This is a genomic window from Campylobacter sp. IFREMER_LSEM_CL2194 (assembly GCF_025771685.1).
Lineage (GTDB): Bacteria > Campylobacterota > Campylobacteria > Campylobacterales > Campylobacteraceae > Campylobacter_D.
In genome coordinates, this window is the sequence record NZ_JAKMQS010000018.1 from 1 (window position 1) to 16,839 (window position 16,839).

General features: G+C 29.6%; 18 protein-coding genes. 7 read left to right on the forward strand and 11 right to left on the reverse strand.

What is annotated here, in order from left to right; genetic code table 11:
• Window positions 1–569: 569 nt before the first annotated feature.
• From L8V79_RS07445 to L8V79_RS07485, 9 genes are all read right to left on the reverse strand, one after another.
• Window positions 570–1,790, reverse strand: coding sequence for an MFS transporter (locus tag L8V79_RS07445; RefSeq protein WP_263703120.1), 1,221 nt, complete (start codon window positions 1,788–1,790; stop codon window positions 570–572).
• Between the two features lie 2 nt (window positions 1,791–1,792).
• Window positions 1,793–2,590 carry a cysteine ABC transporter substrate-binding protein gene (locus tag L8V79_RS07450; protein ID WP_412175189.1) on the reverse strand — a complete coding sequence of 266 codons (798 nt, stop codon included), beginning with the start codon at window positions 2,588–2,590 and terminating at the stop codon, window positions 1,793–1,795.
• A 108-nt stretch (window positions 2,591–2,698) separates the two neighbouring features.
• Window positions 2,699–3,436: an amino acid ABC transporter ATP-binding protein gene (locus tag L8V79_RS07455; protein WP_133318954.1), complete on the reverse strand. Its 738-nt coding sequence runs from the start codon at window positions 3,434–3,436 to the stop codon at window positions 2,699–2,701.
• Window position 3,437: 1 nt separating this feature from the next.
• Window positions 3,438–4,097 (reverse strand): amino acid ABC transporter permease, encoded by a 660-nt coding sequence (locus tag L8V79_RS07460; protein WP_263703122.1) that lies wholly within the window; start codon window positions 4,095–4,097, stop codon window positions 3,438–3,440.
• Entirely contained in the window at window positions 4,090–4,737 is a 648-nt protein-coding gene (locus L8V79_RS07465; protein WP_133318956.1) for an amino acid ABC transporter permease, read from the reverse strand. The genes L8V79_RS07460 and L8V79_RS07465 overlap by 8 nt, the downstream gene beginning before the upstream one ends.
• Before the next feature lie 44 nt (window positions 4,738–4,781).
• Window positions 4,782–5,384, reverse strand: a complete 603-nt coding sequence (locus tag L8V79_RS07470) for a Crp/Fnr family transcriptional regulator (RefSeq protein ID WP_263703124.1) — start codon at window positions 5,382–5,384, stop codon at window positions 4,782–4,784.
• Window positions 5,377–7,200 (reverse strand): ATP-dependent DNA helicase RecG, encoded by a 1,824-nt coding sequence (gene recG, locus L8V79_RS07475; protein WP_263703126.1) that lies wholly within the window; start codon window positions 7,198–7,200, stop codon window positions 5,377–5,379. The genes L8V79_RS07470 and recG overlap by 8 nt, the downstream gene beginning before the upstream one ends.
• Window positions 7,190–8,410, reverse strand: coding sequence for a M16 family metallopeptidase (locus L8V79_RS07480; protein WP_263703128.1), 1,221 nt, complete (start codon window positions 8,408–8,410; stop codon window positions 7,190–7,192). Before L8V79_RS07480 ends, recG begins: the two co-directional genes overlap by 11 nt.
• On the reverse strand, window positions 8,410–9,456 hold the full coding sequence (locus L8V79_RS07485) for a dehypoxanthine futalosine cyclase (RefSeq protein ID WP_263703129.1): 1,047 nt from the start codon (window positions 9,454–9,456) through the stop codon (window positions 8,410–8,412). Before L8V79_RS07485 ends, L8V79_RS07480 begins: the two co-directional genes overlap by 1 nt.
• A 105-nt stretch (window positions 9,457–9,561) precedes the next feature.
• Here L8V79_RS07485 and L8V79_RS07490 point away from each other — a divergent pair, with 105 nt between their 5' ends.
• Window positions 9,562–10,755, forward strand: coding sequence for an MFS transporter (locus L8V79_RS07490; protein WP_263703131.1), 1,194 nt, complete (start codon window positions 9,562–9,564; stop codon window positions 10,753–10,755).
• Here L8V79_RS07490 and L8V79_RS07495 read toward each other — a convergent pair.
• Together L8V79_RS07495 and L8V79_RS07500 are read right to left on the reverse strand one after the other, a co-directional pair.
• Window positions 10,752–11,534 carry a CheR family methyltransferase gene (locus L8V79_RS07495; RefSeq protein WP_263664281.1) on the reverse strand — a complete coding sequence of 261 codons (783 nt, stop codon included), beginning with the start codon at window positions 11,532–11,534 and terminating at the stop codon, window positions 10,752–10,754. The two genes, L8V79_RS07490 and L8V79_RS07495, sit on opposite strands and share 4 nt — an antisense overlap.
• Window positions 11,535–11,543: 9 nt before the next feature.
• Window positions 11,544–12,095: a CheB methylesterase domain-containing protein gene (locus L8V79_RS07500; protein WP_263703134.1), complete on the reverse strand. Its 552-nt coding sequence runs from the start codon at window positions 12,093–12,095 to the stop codon at window positions 11,544–11,546.
• A 139-nt stretch (window positions 12,096–12,234) separates the two neighbouring features.
• Here L8V79_RS07500 and rpiB point away from each other — a divergent pair, with 139 nt between their 5' ends.
• Genes rpiB through ychF form a run of 6 tightly spaced genes read left to right on the forward strand, consistent with a single transcriptional unit; the run spans window position 12,235 to window position 16,677 of the window.
• A complete protein-coding gene (gene rpiB / locus L8V79_RS07505) occupies window positions 12,235–12,672 on the forward strand; it encodes a ribose 5-phosphate isomerase B (RefSeq protein WP_263679345.1) in 438 nt (145 codons plus the stop codon).
• On the forward strand, window positions 12,669–13,001 hold the full coding sequence (locus tag L8V79_RS07510; RefSeq protein WP_039618138.1) for a hypothetical protein: 333 nt from the start codon (window positions 12,669–12,671) through the stop codon (window positions 12,999–13,001). Before rpiB ends, L8V79_RS07510 begins: the two co-directional genes overlap by 4 nt.
• Window positions 13,001–13,537, forward strand: a complete 537-nt coding sequence (apt, locus tag L8V79_RS07515) for an adenine phosphoribosyltransferase (protein WP_263683294.1) — start codon at window positions 13,001–13,003, stop codon at window positions 13,535–13,537. The genes L8V79_RS07510 and apt overlap by 1 nt, the downstream gene beginning before the upstream one ends.
• Window position 13,538: 1 nt before the next feature.
• Window positions 13,539–14,132 carry a DedA family protein gene (locus L8V79_RS07520; RefSeq protein WP_263703136.1) on the forward strand — a complete coding sequence of 198 codons (594 nt, stop codon included), beginning with the start codon at window positions 13,539–13,541 and terminating at the stop codon, window positions 14,130–14,132.
• Window positions 14,129–15,580 carry a leucyl aminopeptidase gene (locus tag L8V79_RS07525; RefSeq protein ID WP_263703138.1) on the forward strand — a complete coding sequence of 484 codons (1,452 nt, stop codon included), beginning with the start codon at window positions 14,129–14,131 and terminating at the stop codon, window positions 15,578–15,580. The genes L8V79_RS07520 and L8V79_RS07525 overlap by 4 nt, the downstream gene beginning before the upstream one ends.
• Window positions 15,577–16,677: a redox-regulated ATPase YchF gene (gene ychF, locus L8V79_RS07530; protein ID WP_263679342.1), complete on the forward strand. Its 1,101-nt coding sequence runs from the start codon at window positions 15,577–15,579 to the stop codon at window positions 16,675–16,677. Before L8V79_RS07525 ends, ychF begins: the two co-directional genes overlap by 4 nt.
• The last annotated feature ends 162 nt before the right edge of the window (window positions 16,678–16,839 follow it).

The following is a 16,839-nucleotide window of genomic DNA, read 5'->3' on the forward strand; positions in this document are numbered from 1 at the left end:
TCATGAGCTTTGTTTTTAGGATTATCATATATTAAAGTAATATTTGAAAGGTTTTTATTGCTAGCCATTTGGCCATAGAAGTTTTTACCACTTAAGAGTTTATATGTATCAAGGTTATAATCATAGACATCATTATTATTAAATTTGTGTTGTTTGATAATATAAGCATTAGAAGTTTTATCATAATTTGCCTGGGTGGCAGCTTCTAAAGAGTTTAAGGAAAATATAGTGAGTAGGGAAAGTTTTAATAGATTAAAGTTTTTATAGTTTTTTAAAGGGTTTAAAGTGTTTGAGTTAAAACGAAAATTATCGTATCCCCCCCCCCGTGAGGCGATTTTTAGCTGTGCTTATATGCATTGAAAAAGTCCTTTCGAAAAATGATTAATGTATTTGATTGGTTTATTGCTTGTTAACAATGAATTATTTTTGTAATCATTATTACTAATATAATAATAACAATTAAGAAATGTTAATACTATATTTATAAATTTAAGCTTAAAGATATTTAAGATAAAAATTGTTTGAAATTTATAAATATCCTAAAAATAGCAGTTTGAAAGAAAAAAATATTATAAAATTTTAATATATTTTTTTACCAAAAACATACTTATCAAACTAGTAATAAACACAAAAAATATATAAAAATAAAAATATTTCTCATGCATAAAATTAACGATAAAGGGTGTTAAAAAACCCAAAATCGCATAAGAAATATTATAAGCAAAAGAAAGACCACTCGATCTTAACTCTGTGGTAAAAATTTGAGTCATAAAAATAGGAGCAAAAGCTATAATACCTTGTGCAAAACAAGCAAGCAAATAAAATAACAAAAACCACTCATTATAAAAGCTAAAACTAATGCCAAAAATTCCAAAAAGTAAAGTGAAAATCAAACAAATTTTAAAATGTCCTAAAAAATCTGCTAAATATCCTTGCGCTAAACTTCCTAGTATGATCATCACTATGGCCAAATTTTGATATAACAAAGCAGTAGTTTTGCTAACTCCTAATAAGCTTTCAAAATATTGTGGCAGTATCATTAAAGTAGCCACCCCACTTGTTAAAACCACAGTAAGTAAAGCGCATATTAACATACTTTTTTTATGTGTTTTTAAAGCCTGCAAAAGTGGGAAATTTAAAATTTTTTCTTTTGCTTTTATATTTTTAAAAGCTGGTGTTTCATTCAATTTCGTGCGTAAAAATAAAGCCAATATACCAAAAAATCCTCCTATAAAAAAAGGAATTCTCCAAGCAAAGCTTTCTACTTCTTCTTTATCAAAATACGCATATATAGTCAAAGTCGCTAAATTTCCAAGCAATAAACCTAAAGTCAAAGTCGCTGAAATAAAACCAAGTGCCAAACCAAGTCTTTTTTTACTCACAAATTCACTCACAAAAATCCAAGCACCACTAACTTCAGCTCCTATGGCTAATCCTTGGGCTATCCTAATAACAAAAAGCATAAAAGTAGCCAAAAGCCCTATGCTTTCATAAGTAGGTAAAAAGGCCAAAACAAAACTTGGTACAACCATTAAAAGCATACTAATATAAAAAACATTCTTACGCCCTTTTATATCTGCAAAATGCGCTAAAACAACAGCACCAAAAGGTCTGGCTAAATACCCTGCCCCAAAGGCTACATAAGTATAGATTAATGGCCAAAAATCATCATTTTGAGGAAAGAAAATTTTTGCAAAAACACTTGCAAAGAAGATAAATAAAACAAAATCATAAAATTCTAAAATACCACCTAAGGAAGCATAGATGGTATTTTTAAAAGCTTTTTGCATTATTAAATTTTGCCACCTTCGATTACTACATCATCAGCTTTTATATCATCGCTAAAAAATGGCTTTAAAGTTTCATCATAAGCTTTGTGAAAAAATTGTTCATTTTGTAATTTTAAAATCAAATCATTGATAAAATTTAATATAGCTTCGTCACCTTTTTTTACAGCAGGAGCTATAACATCATGATTTCCAAGTTCTTTAATCACTACTTCAAAATTTGGATTTTCTTTAGCCCAAGCAAAAAGCAATGCATTATCATGACTTAACGCATCACCTCTTTTACCAATTAAAGCTGCAAAAGTTTCTGTATTTTGATCAAATTTAATCGTTTTAATATCTGGCATATTTTTTGTAAAATACGCATCAGCTGTTGTGCCTTTATTTAAAATTAAAGTTTTATTTTTTAAATCATCTAAAGTTTCAATATCTGACCCTTTAGGAGCCACCACCCCAAGAGCAACTTTCATATAAGGTAATGCAAAATCAACCACAGCTTCTCTTTCTGGGGTTTTTGTAAAATTTGCTAAGATTAAATCTACTTTATTTGATTCTAAAAATTCTACTCTATTTGCTGCTTCAACAAGTACAAATTGCACTTTAGACTCATCACCCAAAAGTTCTTTTGCTATGCGTTTAGCAAAATATACATCATAACCTTGATTTTTCCCTTGTGCATCTAGGTAGCCAAATGGAGGTTTATCGCCAAATACACCTATACGGATTACACCTTGCTGTTTGATTTTCTCTATGGAATTTTCATTAGAGCTTGAATTTGAGCATGCACTAAAAAAAAGTGCCATCAAAAATGATAAAAGAAAAATTTTTTTCATGTTTTATCCTTATGATTAAAAATTTAAATTTTTAAACCTTATATTATTTTTTTAAATAAATATTTTAAAAAAATAAAATTAACGATGAAAATCAAACAAATTGAGAAATTTTTTCGCACGATCTGTCTTTGGATTTTCAAAAAATTCATCAGGATTTGAAATTTCTACTATTTTACCATCATCCATAAAAACTATTTTATCAGCAACTGCTCTTGCAAAACCCATTTCATGTGTAACTATAAGCATAGTCATACCATCTTTTGCCAAATTTAAAATCACATCTAAAACTTCACGCACGATTTCAGGATCAAGTGCTGCTGTAACTTCATCAAAAAGCATGATTTCAGGGTTCATACAAAGACTTCTAACTATGGCTATGCGTTGCTTTTGTCCACCGCTTAATTCTTTAGGATAAGCTTTTATTTTATGCAAAAGTCCTACTCTATCAAGCCAGTATTTTGCTTCTTCTAAAACCTCTTCTTTTTTTCTTTTTTGCACCTTTAAAGGTCCTAAAAGTATATTTTGCTCAACATTTAAATGATCAAAAAGCTCATAAGATTGAAACACCATACCTATTTTTTGACGAATTTGAGTCCATTTTTTATAATTTTTATCAATTTTCTCATCATCTACTAAAATAGCTCCATCAGCCATTTCTTCTAAGCCATTAATACATCTTAAAAGTGTAGATTTCCCACAACCACTTGGACCTAGTATAACCACTACTTCTTTTTGATTTACTTCTAAATTAATATCTTTTAAAACATGATGATCATCATAATATTTTTGTAAATTTTGTATTTTTAAAATGCTCATATTAGCTCCATTTTTTCTCTAAAAACTTTGAATATACTGACAAAGGATAACAAAGTATAAAATAAATCAATAAAATCAAACCATAAATCACAAAAGCCGCATAAGAATTTTGAAATAAATTAAGCTCAATCACTTGTTGACCTACTTTAATAAGCTCTATACCACCGATTAGATAAATCACTGAAGTGCTTTTAATAATTCTTGTAAAAAGATTAATACTCATTGGTAATAATCTTCTCAAAGATAAAGGTATAATGATAAAAAGATAAACTTCGAATTTATTAAAACCTAGTGAAAGTCCTGACTCATACTGATGTTTTGGTATACTTGCTAAAGATGATCTAACCAAATCCATCATCTCAAATACACCCCAAATACTAAAAACAATAATACTTGAACCCAAAGCACTCAAATGCCATCCAAACCATTTCGCCAAGCCAAAATGCACTATAAAAAGCCAAACAATCAAAGGCATAATACGCACAAACTCAAGCATAAAACGACAAAAAACATAAAGGAATTTGTTTTTAGAATGCATTAAAATTCCAAAAAATACTCCTCCTATGAGTGAAATCAAAACGCTAATCAATGAAAGCTCTAAAGTAACCTTTAAACCTTGCGCTAGTCTAAAAAAGGCATCTTGATTTAAAATTTCAAACATAATTTAACCTTTTTTCTATACGGTTTAACACTAAAGATAAAGGTAAAATCAAGATCAAATAACAAAGCACCAAAGCAAATAATGCTTCGTTACTTTTATAATAAAGCCCTATAAGATCTTTAGCCACATATACTAAATCTGCTAAAGCAATAATGCTTACCACTGAAGTTTCTTTAAGTAAAAAAATGATATTTGCACTAATGCTTGGCATAGCTATACCCAAAGCTTGAGGCATAATAATATAACGGAAATTTTGCCATTTACTCAAACCCAAAGAAAGTCCTGATTCGTATTGTTGTTTTTTAACCGCTTCCATACCCGCTCTTAAACTCTCAGCCATATAAGAACCACCTAAAAAACTAAGTCCTATCACAGCACAAGCAAAAGAGCTAAGTTGAATTCCAAATTCAGGTAAAGCATAATATAAAAAGAAAAGTTGGATTAGCAAAGGTGTGTTTCTTGAAAATTCTATATAAATTTTACAAATTGTGTTTAAAAAGGAAAATTTAAAATAACTCACTCCCACACAAAATAAACCTACTAAAAATGAAAAAAACACCCCATAAATAGCAAGTTTTAATGTAAGCCAAGAAGCTTGTATAAACATAGGGCTAAACTTGACTAAAAAATCAAAATCCATGAAACCATCCATACTTTAAAATATAATATTGTAACAAATAAGACTTAAAAAGACTTAATTAAATTTTGCATTTTTTCTTTATTTAAAATTACTATTTTACCTTTATTTGTGCAAATAAGCTCATTTTGTTTTAATTCTTTTAAAAAACGCGACAAAGATTCTGGAGGTAAATTTAAAATCACAGCGATTTCTTTTTGCTTTAAATTTTGTAATTTTTCTTCATTTTCTAATAAAAAGTTGACTAGTCTTGACTTTAAATCCAAAGATTTTTGTCTGATGAAATTCTCTAAAATTCGAATTTTACCGATTAAAGAAGTCAAAAGTAAAAAGCTAAATTCCCCATTTTCTAAGCATAATTTTTTAAATTCATTAAAATCAAAAACACAAATTTCACAATCTTGCTCACAAATTGCATTAGCTGGATAATCAATACCCTCAAACACAGGCATTTCAGCTATAAAATTTACTGGAGTTAAAGTATGAAGTGTTAATTCAAAACCTTTTGCATTCACCTTATATATACGCACTTTTCCACTTAGTAAAATATAAATTTTATTTGCTTTTTCACCTTGAAAAAATAAAATATTTCCTTTATTAAAATGTTTTTTCTTGCCTTTAGAAATTAAAATTTCAAAGTGTTTATCCATTTTTTTCTTCCATATTTTTAATACTTTCTTTTGCTTTTAAAACCAGCTCTTCATCATCTGCAAAATCAAAAAATTTAAAGTGATTTCCATGTTGCACTCTGCCATCTAGCAAATCCCCACTTAACCTGTTTTTTAAATCAAGCTCAGCTATTTTAAACCCATCTAAAGTTTTAGCAAATTCAAGCAAACGACTTGGAATTTCTTTTTGCTTAGTATATAAATAACAAAAACTCTCAAGCCCTACTCTACCTACCCTACCTCGAAGCTGATGTAAGGTAGCAAGCCCAAGTCTTTCAGCCCCAACAACTACAATCACGCTTAGTCTTGGTAAAGAAATTCCCACTTCAACCACGGTCGTAGAAAGTAAAATCGTGCCTTTTTCTCTAAATTCTTGCAAAATTTGATCTTTATTTTTATCTTTTCCATGAGTCACATAAACATTTTTGTATTTGTTTATCCAATACCCTTGTGCTTGTTCTAGCGATAAATAATCTATATTTTCACTTTCATTTACCAAAGGATAAATGATGATCACTTGATGATTTTTAGCTAGTTCATCATCGATTTTTTTAAGCAAATATTTAAAATCTTTATCTTGTATGCAAAAAGTTTTAATGTCTTTTTTAAAAGGCATTTGTTTAATAAAACTAAAATTTACAAGCTCACTTTGTATCATAGAAAGTGTTCTTGGTATAGGTGTAGCAGAAAATTGCACGATATGTGGAGCATATTGAGAGTTTTTACTAAGCTCACTTATTTTTTGTCTTTGATTAGAGCCAAAGCGATGTTGCTCATCTATCATCACTAAAACTGCTTCAAATTCTTCTTGATGAATGAGCGCATGTGTACCTATGATAAAATGGGCTTGTTCTTTTAATTTTGCTAAATCTTTATCTTTTTTACCACCCTTTAAAAGCAATACATTAACAAAATCAGGCAAAAGTCTTTTTGCTTCATGATAAATTTGCTCTGCTAATATACTAGTTGGAGCCATTAAAATAGCCTTTTTAGGATATACTAGCAAACTTGCAGCAAGTATAACCAAAGTCTTGCCACAACCCACATCACCCATTACCACACGCCTTTTAGTAACTTTACTTTGTAAGTCTTTTTTAATATCTTCTATCGCTAAAAGCTGATCATTTGTAGGGTTAAATTCTAAACCCTTAAGCCAAGAGCTTATATCAAAAAGTTCTATTTTATAAGCATTTTGTGATATTTTTTTGCCCTTTAAACGCCTTAGATGATTAAAAATTTCTATATATTTTAAATCTTTAACTATGGAGTTAAAATTTTCATAAAGAATCAAATCATCGTAATTGTGCAAATTTAAAAGCAAATTAATGTATTTTTGTTCTAAATTTAGCGCTTTTAAATTAGTTTCATTGACATATTTTAAAATAAGTTTTTTTATGCTTTCATCTTTAATAGAGCTAATTTGGTATTTAGGGACTATTTGACCTATATTTTTTACTATTTTTGGATTTATAAACTGCCAAATTCCATTAAAAAAATTCATCTTTGCATGGATACAAACTAAAGCATTATGTTTAAAAATTTTAAAATGCCATTTATTAGGATGAAAGATTACTATATTTGCTTTTATACCCCATTCTAAACATTCACAAAGCATGAAAAGCTGAGAGTGATGATTTTGCGTGCTAATAATTTTTACATTTTGGGTACAAAATGTATCTTTTGGAAACTTTGAAATTCTAAAATCATCAAATTTTTTAGGCAAAATCAAAGCCAAATCGATACAATTTTTAACCCCTAAAGCATGAAGTAGTTTTAAATCCTTTTCTTCAACTTTCATTTTCTATACTTGCAAAACTCACTTTGGTAATTTCACTATGTGTTTTAATAAAGTCATTTAGTTCATCCAAGGTAGTGTTTTTGATCTTTTGCATTTCTTCTTTTAAATTTCCAAGTTTTAAACCATGTAAATATTCATTTAGCATTATATCTAGTCTTTTAGCCAAACTTTCATATCTTAAAGGCATAGAACCTACCAAAAATTGCTTAGCTAATTGAAATTCTTTTTCATTTACTCCATTTTGGACAAAGTTTTCAAAAACTTCCTTAACTAAAGTTTTAGCCTCATTAGAGCTTTCATTTTTAGTTTGCAAATACCCAAAAACTCTACTATAATTTAAATTTACATCAAGCATAGCATATGCTGAATAAGCCAAGCCTCTTTTCACACGCACTTCTTCCATCAAACGCGAACCAAAACCACCTTGACCCAAGATAAATAAAGCAAGTTTAGCTAAATACATTTTCTCATCATTAATTTGCATATTAAATGGAGAACAAAAGTATATATAAGCTTGCTCGGTACTTTTTTGCTCACTTACTTCTATACTCTCATCAATGAGTTTGTAACTTTTGTTTTGATTTGGAGTGTTTCTTTTTAGAATTTGGCAAATTTTTTCTACTTTAATCTTTACTTCATCTTCTTTAATATCTCCACCAAAAACAAATAAAGCATTATCAAGTACTAAATTTTCACTCATAAAATCTTGCAATTCTTTTAAGCTAATCTTTTCTATGCTTTCTTTAGTTCCATCAAGACCACTAACAAAAATTTCATCTTTGAAAACATTTTTATTTAAAAGTCTTTTTGCTTGATAATCATAATCAGTATTTAAACTTGCAAGCTCACCTAAAGCTAAAGTTTTTAATCTTTGTAAGATTTTTTCATCAAAACGCACATTTAAAAACAATTCTTGCAATTTTTCTAAAGCAAAATCAAAATGTTCTTTCAAGCACTTAATACTAATTTGAAAGTGCTCAAAACTAGCCTTAGCATAAAGCTCTATAGCACGGTATTCTAAACTTTTAAAAAACTCATCATTGCTTCCTTCGTTTAAAAGCCTAGCAAGCATACTTGCACAACCTCTATTATGTTTTTCTGCTATTTTTCCACTATTTTTAAAAATGAGTTTAAAAAATACTACAGGAAGCTCGTTTTCATACTCATATATTATGTCTATTTTAGTTTCATTAAAGTCTAAATTTAGCATTAAAACCTTTCTAAAATATTATAAGCTGTGTCGCGTTTAGCAGGTAATTCTCCTATATCTTTGATAAGTTCTATCATTTGTTCTTGATTCATTCTATATTTTGCACCCGCTGCGGCTACGACATTTTCTTCCATCATAGTTGAACCTAAATCATTTGCACCAAATTTTAAAGCAAGTTGACCTATTAAAGAGCCTTGTGTTACCCATGAGCTTTGTAAATTTTTAAAATTATCCAAATACAACCTTGCTAAAGCTAACAATCTTAAATATCTATTAGAACTTTGCTTGATGATTTCAGGGTGTTTTTTAATCAAAGGAGTATTTTCGCTTTGAAATGACCATAAAATAAAAGCTCTAAAACCATTTGTTTTATCTTGTAAATTTCTTAAATGATCAAAATGTTCAATGATTTCTTCATCATTTTCAACCGTACCAAACATCATTGTAGCAGTACTTTTCATACCTATATTATGCGCACTCTCATGCACCCTAAGCCAAGTAGCTGTGTCACATTTGTGTGGTGCGATGATATCTCTTACCCTATCGCTTAATACTTCAGCACCCGCTCCAGGTATAGAAAAAAGTCCTTTAGCTTGTAATCTTTTTAAAACCTCTTCGATAGAAATTTTAGAAACTCTTGCTATATAAGCTATTTCTACTGCTGAAAAACCATGCACAGTGATGGTTGGATAATTAGTTTTTATATAAGAAAGCAAGTCTTCATACCATTCTATTTTAAGTTTTGGATGTACCCCACCTTGAAATAAAATTTGCGTTCCACCTATGGCTTGTAATTCTTCTATTTTTTGCCCTATTTCTTCGTATTTTAAAATATAAGAATCATCATCTTTTTCTTTTCTACAAAAAGCACAAAAATCACAATCAATACAGCAAATATTTGTATAATTTATATTTCTATCCACCACAAAAGTAGTTATTTTTTCAGGGTGAAGCTCTAATTTTTTCTCATATGCCATTGCGCCTAATTCGCATAAAGGTGCATTTTGGAGTAAATTTAATGCTTCATTTTTACTTAATCTATTCATTATTAACCTTTTTTATAAAAAAGAATTATTATAGCATTTAAATGTAAAATAATCTTAAAAACGATATAATCAAGCCCTTTAATTTCATATATTCATAGGATACTCATGACTTATAGGTCTTTACTTAAAAATAATAAAACTTTTCGCCTTTTAGCAATGGTACAATTTATAAGTTATTTTGGTGCATGGTTTTCTCAAGTAGGTGTTTTTACCCTCTTAACCAAAGAGCTACAAGCGCCCGCAAATATCATAGGTTTTTCAGCTATTTTTGTTTTTTTACCTTCTATTATACTTGCACCTATAAATGGAGTTATAGTAGATAGATTTAAACCTAAAAATTTATTGCTAACAATGATTAACATTGAGATGATTTCTATTTTTATGTTAATTTTTGTAAATTCTTTAGCTATGCTTTGGTTTTTATACTTTTTAACCTTTGTGCGTATGGCGGTTGCAAGCATGTATTTTCAAACAGAAATGTCAGTTTTACCTAAAATTTTAACCCCACAAGAATTAAAACTAGGCAATGAGCTTCATAGTATTATATGGGCTGTATCATATGCTTTGGGTATGGGTGCAGCAGGACTTTTTATAGATCTTTTTGGAGTAAAACCAGCTTTCATAGCTGATACTTTAATGCTATTTTGTGCTATGCTTATACTTAAAACCTTAATCTTACCCGATGAAAAAAATACCACACAAAACAATCTTTTTATATTAATCAAAGAAGGCTTAGTTTATGTATTTAACAATAAAAAAATCATTCATTTGATTTTACTTCATGGAGTTGTAGGGATAACCGCTTATGATGTTTTAATTACTCTTTTAGCTGAATATGAATACGCAAAAGTTATTTCCATACCTCTAGCCATAGGTCTTTCTAATGCTATAAGAGCCATATCTTTACTCATAGGACCTTATGTGCTTAGTCCTTATATTAATAAAAACACTTTAGTATATTTATACTTAGCGCAAGGTATGGGTATAATGCTTTGGGCTTGCTTGCAATTTAACTTTTATCTTGCCTTTATAGGCTTAGTAATGGCAGGTTTTTGTACTTCATCTTTATGGAGCTATACTTACACACTTTTGCAAAATGATTGCGATAAAAGATATTATGGTAGAGTGATTGCCTATAATGATATGGTGTATTTAACTTTTAGTGCAATTATTGCTTTTTCAACAGGATATTTATTTGAATTTTATGGAGTAAAATTAAGCCATTTTACTTTTGGCTTAGGAGTATGTTTTATCTTTGCGGCGATTTATTGGTGGTGGTTTAATAAAAAATATAATTAATCCACCTTAGAATAATAAACCCCACCCGCTGAAAAGTTTTTTTCAAAATACGCTGTTTCAGGTACAAGATCTGATTTTCCTGGGTATATTCTACCCTCTCTATTCAATATCCTATGGAAACGCTCCATTAGTCTTATTTTGAAATCTTGATCAAAATAAATCATCATATTTCTTGAAAAAATTACATCAAATTTCCCAAGTTTAAATAAAGAATCATCAAAAACATTACAAAGCTCAAAACGACATCTACAAGCTAAAGTCTCTTTTTTAAGCTGATACATTCTATCTTTTACATCAAAATAACGCGTTTTTTGCATAGTGTTTAATCTAGCTACTGAGCGCTCTGAATATAACATTTCATTGCATTTATCTATCATTTTTTTATTAATATCTATACCAACTATATTCATACCTTTAACAAAATTCTCACTTGCTAAAATAGCTAAAGAATACACTTCCTCACCACTTGAACATGGAGCACAAAGCACATTTACAGGTCGATCAAGAGATTTTATATAAAAAATTACATCTTTTAATTGTTCTAATTCTCTAAAAAAATATGTCTCACAAACTGTGATAAAATCCATAGTTTCTTGCTTTAAATTTCTTTGAAACTGCACTTTTTCATTTAATTCACTAAGACTGCTTAAACCTAATTCTTGTAAAAATTTAGGTAGCTTTATAGATAAAATATCTTTTTTAGTATTAAGATTATTTCCACTTATTTGCTCTACTATTTTTATAAAATCATTCATTTCATTTTCTGTAATTTTTATCATCTTTCCATCCTATGATTTGATAAAATTTATTATTTCTTTTTTGAGTTCTATTAAACTCATAGGTTTTAAATTTGGATTAGTATCTCTAGCTTTTTTTGGCATTCCATATACTATAGAATCTGCCTCATTTTCACATAAACACCTCACACCAACTTTATAAAGCTCAAATAAAGATTTAGCACCATCATCACCCATTCCTGTCATAATCAAAGCTAAAATTTTATGATATTTGCAAAGATTTACAGCTGAATGAAATAAAACATCTATCCCTGGGTTAAAGCTACTTGTTTGCTCTGTAGTATTTAACACCAAAGCATTATTTCCACTTAAAACCATATTTCTTTGACAAATATAAATTTTATTTTTTAAAACTTCTTTGTCATTTGGTATGATCACATCACTTTTTGCTTCTTTGTTGAATTGATTTACAAAAGAAGGAATAAAAGCTGGGTTCATATGTTGGGCAATCACTACCGTACAATCTTTAAGTTCTATATCATTAAGTAAAAACTTTAGTTGGCTTGGACCGCCCGTTGAAGAACCAATCAAAATAAGCTTCATTTTTTACCTTAAGTTTAGTATTATTATATCAAATTAAATATTTGAAAATATTAAAAAATAATTATATACAAGAAAGAAAAATTTTAATTAAATATGATAAAATTAATACTTTAAATTTCAAATGATAAGTGATTATTAAATGTTAAGAGAAAAAATTTACATAGCAAGTGATCATGCTGGCTTTATTTTAAAGCAAGAAATTATCAATTTTTTACAAGAAAAAAATATAAGCTTTGAAGACTTAGGTCCTTTTAGTAACGATCGTTGTGATTATCCTGATTATGCACATTTATTAAGCTCTAAAATTAATGAAAATAGTTTTGGAATTTTAGTGTGTGGATCAGGTATTGGTATGAGTATAGCAGCAAATCGCCATACAAACATACGCTGTGCTTTGTGTAATGAACCTTTAAGCGCTAGACTCTCAAGAGAACATAACGATGCAAATGTTTTAGCCTTAGGAGCTAGACTAACCGGAGTAGATATGGCTTTTGAAATCATCTCAAATTTCATTAATACTTCTTTTAGCGGTGGAAGACATTGCGTGCGAATTAGTAAAATAGAGGCAAAATTATGATTTTAAGTTGGCTTGTATTAACTGTATTAATTTGTGTTAGTATTTATATGACTATTATGTTGCTTTATTATAAAACCTTACTTCATAAAGAAAAAGTAGCAAAAGAATTCATAAAAAATAATCTTGATGATACTGAAATAGTCATTAGAAAATTACAAGTACAACTTCAAAGAAGCTTGGGTAATATTGATATTTTAACTGAGGAATTAAACAAAAGCAAAGCAGACCTAACCTCTCTTAGAACAAGAAATTCACAATATCGTATCGAAAATGAAAAATTAAGACAAAGAATCAAAGAATTAGAAGCAAAAATCGAGGCATTATTATGATGAAAGAACAAGATAAAAAATACTTATTAGATAGCATTAGAGCTATTAAGGATTTTCCAAAAGAAGGAATTATCTTTAGAGATATCACTACTTTATTAAATAATAAAGAAGCATTTGCATTTTTAATGGATCATTTAGTTGAAAAATACCAAAATGCAAAGCTTGATTATATCGTTGGTATAGAAAGTAGAGGTTTTATTTTTGGAGCTGCACTAAGTGCTAGATTAAAACTACCTTTTGTGCCTATTAGAAAACCAGGTAAATTACCTTCTAAATGCTTGCAAGAATCTTATAGTTTAGAATATGGTAGTGATACCATAGAAATTCATATCGATGCATTTAACAATCAAAAAGCAAACGTTTTGCTCATAGATGATCTCATCGCCACAGGTGGCACAGCTATCGCTGCTGTTAAACTCATAGAAAAACTCAATGCAAAATGCGTTGAAGCTTGTTTTTTACTAGAATTAAAAGGTCTTGATGGAGCTAAAGAATTAGCTAAATTAACTTCTGTTTATAGTGTTTTAGAGGTATAAAATGGAAGAATTTTTAAAACAACTTTTGTATGATTATAAAAACTGGGCTTATATCATCGTGTTTTTATGGTGCATACTTGAGGGAGAACTTGCGCTTATTTTAGCAGGTATTTTTGCACATGAAGGTCATGTAAATTTAGGATTTATCATCTTTGTAGCAGGTTTGGGTGGTTTTGTAGGTGATCAAATATATTTTTATATAGGAAGATATAATAAAAAATACATTCAGAAAAAACTTCGCACCCAAAGGCGTAAATTTGCCATAGCGCATTTACTCTTACAGCGTTTTGGTTGGCCTATTATATTCATACAAAGATATATGTATGGCTTTAGAACTATTATACCTATGAGCATAGGACTAACACGCTATAGTGCGAAAAAATTTGCATTTATTAATCTTATTAGTGCTTGGGCTTGGGCTGCCATAACCATTTTACTTGCATGGTTTTTTGGAAAACAAATTTGGCTTGCAGTGGAATGGGCTGGAGATCACTGGTATTTTGCAGTGCCTATTATTGCTTGTTTTTTACTTGCTTTATTTTTAGGTATGAAACAAATAGAAAAATCAATACTTAGAAAAAGGGAGCATAAATGATTTTTAATTTTAAAGAAGAAACTATAAATTCTATAAATGCTGACTTTGAAATCATTTTAATACAAGATAAAAAGATAGAAAAATACACTCAAAGTCAAGAACTTTTTAAGCTTTCAAACTATAAAGGCGAAGGAATTTGCATAGATATGCAAAATAAAATTCTTTATAGCGAACTTAAAAGTTTAGAATATGAAGATATAAGACTTGCTTTTGCAAATGCTTATAAAGCTTTAAAAAAACTTGAAATTCAAAGTGTTAAAACAAAGAGTGTTGTAGGAAAATGCGTAGTAAATAGCTTTAATGCTATGATTCAAGGATTTACTTTTGGTGCTTATGAGTTTGATAAATATAAAAAAGAAAAAACACAGAGCAAGTTAGAGAATATTTTCATCTCAAAAGATGAAATTAATGACAAAGCATATAACCTAGAAGAAGCTTGCATAGGTATAAACTATGGTCAGGTTTTTTCAAATGCTTGTGATTTTGCAAAAAATATCGTAAATGAAATTCCTCAAATTTATACTCCTGCAAAAATGGCTGAGGATGCTCTTAGCTTAAGTCAAAATGATTGCAAGATTTCATGTAAAATCTATGAGAGTGATTTCTTAGAGCAAGAAAAAATGCAAGCATTTTTAGCGGTAAATCGTGCTTCAATCCATCCTCCAAAACTCATTCATCTTTCATACAAACCGCAAAATCCAAAAATGAAAGTAGTGTTTGTAGGCAAAGGACTAACTTATGATAGTGGTGGGCTTAGTTTAAAACCTGCTGATTATATGCTAACGATGAAATCAGACAAAAGCGGCGGTGCAGCGGCAATGGCTATTATCAAAGGCGCAAGTGAGTTAAACCTTGATATAGAAGTGCATTCTATCATCGGTGCAACTGAAAACATGATAGGTGGAAATGCTTACAAGCCTGATGATGTACTCATCTCAAGAGAAGGTGTGAGTATAGAGGTTAGAAATACCGACGCAGAAGGAAGATTAGTTTTAGCAGATTGTCTTTCGCTTGCTCAAGATCTAAAACCTGATTTATTAATAGATCTTGCCACTCTAACTGGAGCTTGCGTAGTAGGACTTGGAGAATACACAAGTGCTATCATGGGAAATAATGAAGATTTACAAAATGATTTTTTCAAAGTAAGTAAAAAAAGTGGAGATTTAGCTACTATTTTACATTTTAATCCACATTTAAAAGAACTTATAAAATCAAATATAGCAGATGTAAGTAATACCTCTTCAAGTCGTTATGGTGGGGCTATTACTGCAGGGTTATTTTTAAATTCTTTCATTAGAGAAGAATATAAAGACAAATGGCTACATTTAGACATCGCAGGGCCAGCTTACTTAGAAAAAGCTTGGGGTTATCATAGCTTTGGTGCAAGTGGAGCAGGTGTTAGAATGTGCCTTTCATATTTACTTTATCTTTCAAGGAAACAAAAATGAGTTTATCAGTTGGTATAGTAGGACTTCCAAATGTTGGAAAATCTACCACTTTTAATGCACTAACAAGAGCACAAAATGCAGAAAGTGCAAATTATCCATTTTGTACCATAGAGCCAAACAAAGCAGTCGTACCTGTACCTGATCATCGCTTAAAAGAGCTAGCAAAAATCGTTAATCCACAAAAAATCATACGCTCAAATATAGAATTTGTTGATATAGCAGGCTTAGTAGCAGGAGCTAGCAAAGGTGAGGGTTTGGGTAATAAATTTTTATCTAACATACGTGAAACAGAGATGATTTTACATATTGTGCGTTGTTTTGATGATGAAAATATCACCCATGTTGCGGGCAGTGTTGATCCTGTGCGTGATGTGCAAATCATAGAAACAGAACTTATACTAGCAGATATAGAACAACTTAGTAAAAAAATAGAAAAACTCACCAAAGGCGCAAAAGCTAATGAAAAAGGTGCAAAAGAAAGTTTGGCTTTAGCTAATGAGCTTTTAGAACATTTAAATCAAAACAATAGTGCAAGCTCATTTCCAAATAAAAATGAAGTCTATCATGCTCTTATAAAAGAACTAAGATTGCTTTCAGCTAAGGAAGTGATATATGGGGCAAATGTAGATGAGAATTCCCTTTTAGAAGATAATGAATTTGTAAAAAATCTTAAAGAATTTGCAGCAAAATCAGGTCATGAGGTTATCAAACTTTGCTCTAAAATAGAAGAGGAAATGATAGCTTTAAGCGATGAGGAGCATTTTGAGTTTTTAAAATCTTTAGGGATTGAACGTAGTGGGCTTGAAGTAGTTATACGCACAGCATTTTCAAAGCTTAATCTAATTAGCTATTTTACAGCAGGTCAAATAGAAGTTAGATCATGGACTATACAAAGAGGCTGGAAAGCACCAAAAGCAGCAAGTGTAATCCATAATGATTTTGAAAAAGGTTTTATCAAAGCTGAAGTGATTTCTTATGAAGATTATATCGCTTGCAAAGGAGAAAGTGGCGCTAAAGAAGCAGGAAAACTACGTCTTGAAGGAAAAGATTATATCGTACAAGATGGCGATGTAATGCATTTTAGATTTAATGTTTAATAAAATTTGCAAGCTATTTCAAGCTTGCAATCTCAAAAATACACCCCTCCACTTAAATACAATTTCATTCTATGATCATCATCGTATTTATACTGATGAACAGCTCTTGCTGCATCAAGCTTTATATAATACTCATTAGTTTTATTATAAAGTACTTGTAAG

Bases quoted from the DNA above. Each gene is read 5' to 3' on its own strand.
- rpiB (WP_263679345.1), top strand. From the start codon at position 12,235: ATGTTAAGAGAAAAAATTTACATAGCAAGTGATCATGCTGGCTTTATT.
- ychF (WP_263679342.1), top strand. From the start codon at position 15,577: ATGAGTTTATCAGTTGGTATAGTAGGACTTCCAAATGTTGGAAAATCT.
- L8V79_RS07480 (WP_263703128.1), bottom strand. From the start codon at position 8,410: ATGCTAAATTTAGACTTTAATGAAACTAAAATAGACATAATATATGAG.
- L8V79_RS07450 (WP_412175189.1), bottom strand. From the start codon at position 2,590: ATGGCACTTTTTTTTAGTGCATGCTCAAATTCAAGCTCTAATGAAAAT.
- L8V79_RS07490 (WP_263703131.1), top strand. From the start codon at position 9,562: ATGACTTATAGGTCTTTACTTAAAAATAATAAAACTTTTCGCCTTTTA.
- L8V79_RS07460 (WP_263703122.1), bottom strand. From the start codon at position 4,097: ATGTTTGAAATTTTAAATCAAGATGCCTTTTTTAGACTAGCGCAAGGT.
- L8V79_RS07455 (WP_133318954.1), bottom strand. From the start codon at position 3,436: ATGAGCATTTTAAAAATACAAAATTTACAAAAATATTATGATGATCAT.
- L8V79_RS07495 (WP_263664281.1), bottom strand. From the start codon at position 11,534: ATGATAAAAATTACAGAAAATGAAATGAATGATTTTATAAAAATAGTA.
- L8V79_RS07465 (WP_133318956.1), bottom strand. From the start codon at position 4,737: ATGGATTTTGATTTTTTAGTCAAGTTTAGCCCTATGTTTATACAAGCT.
- L8V79_RS07520 (WP_263703136.1), top strand. From the start codon at position 13,539: ATGGAAGAATTTTTAAAACAACTTTTGTATGATTATAAAAACTGGGCT.
- L8V79_RS07510 (WP_039618138.1), top strand. From the start codon at position 12,669: ATGATTTTAAGTTGGCTTGTATTAACTGTATTAATTTGTGTTAGTATT.
- L8V79_RS07500 (WP_263703134.1), bottom strand. From the start codon at position 12,095: ATGAAGCTTATTTTGATTGGTTCTTCAACGGGCGGTCCAAGCCAACTA.
- L8V79_RS07525 (WP_263703138.1), top strand. From the start codon at position 14,129: ATGATTTTTAATTTTAAAGAAGAAACTATAAATTCTATAAATGCTGAC.
- apt (WP_263683294.1), top strand. From the start codon at position 13,001: ATGAAAGAACAAGATAAAAAATACTTATTAGATAGCATTAGAGCTATT.
- L8V79_RS07485 (WP_263703129.1), bottom strand. From the start codon at position 9,456: ATGAATAGATTAAGTAAAAATGAAGCATTAAATTTACTCCAAAATGCA.
- L8V79_RS07445 (WP_263703120.1), bottom strand. From the start codon at position 1,790: ATGCAAAAAGCTTTTAAAAATACCATCTATGCTTCCTTAGGTGGTATT.
- L8V79_RS07470 (WP_263703124.1), bottom strand. From the start codon at position 5,384: ATGGATAAACACTTTGAAATTTTAATTTCTAAAGGCAAGAAAAAACAT.
- recG (WP_263703126.1), bottom strand. From the start codon at position 7,200: ATGAAAGTTGAAGAAAAGGATTTAAAACTACTTCATGCTTTAGGGGTT.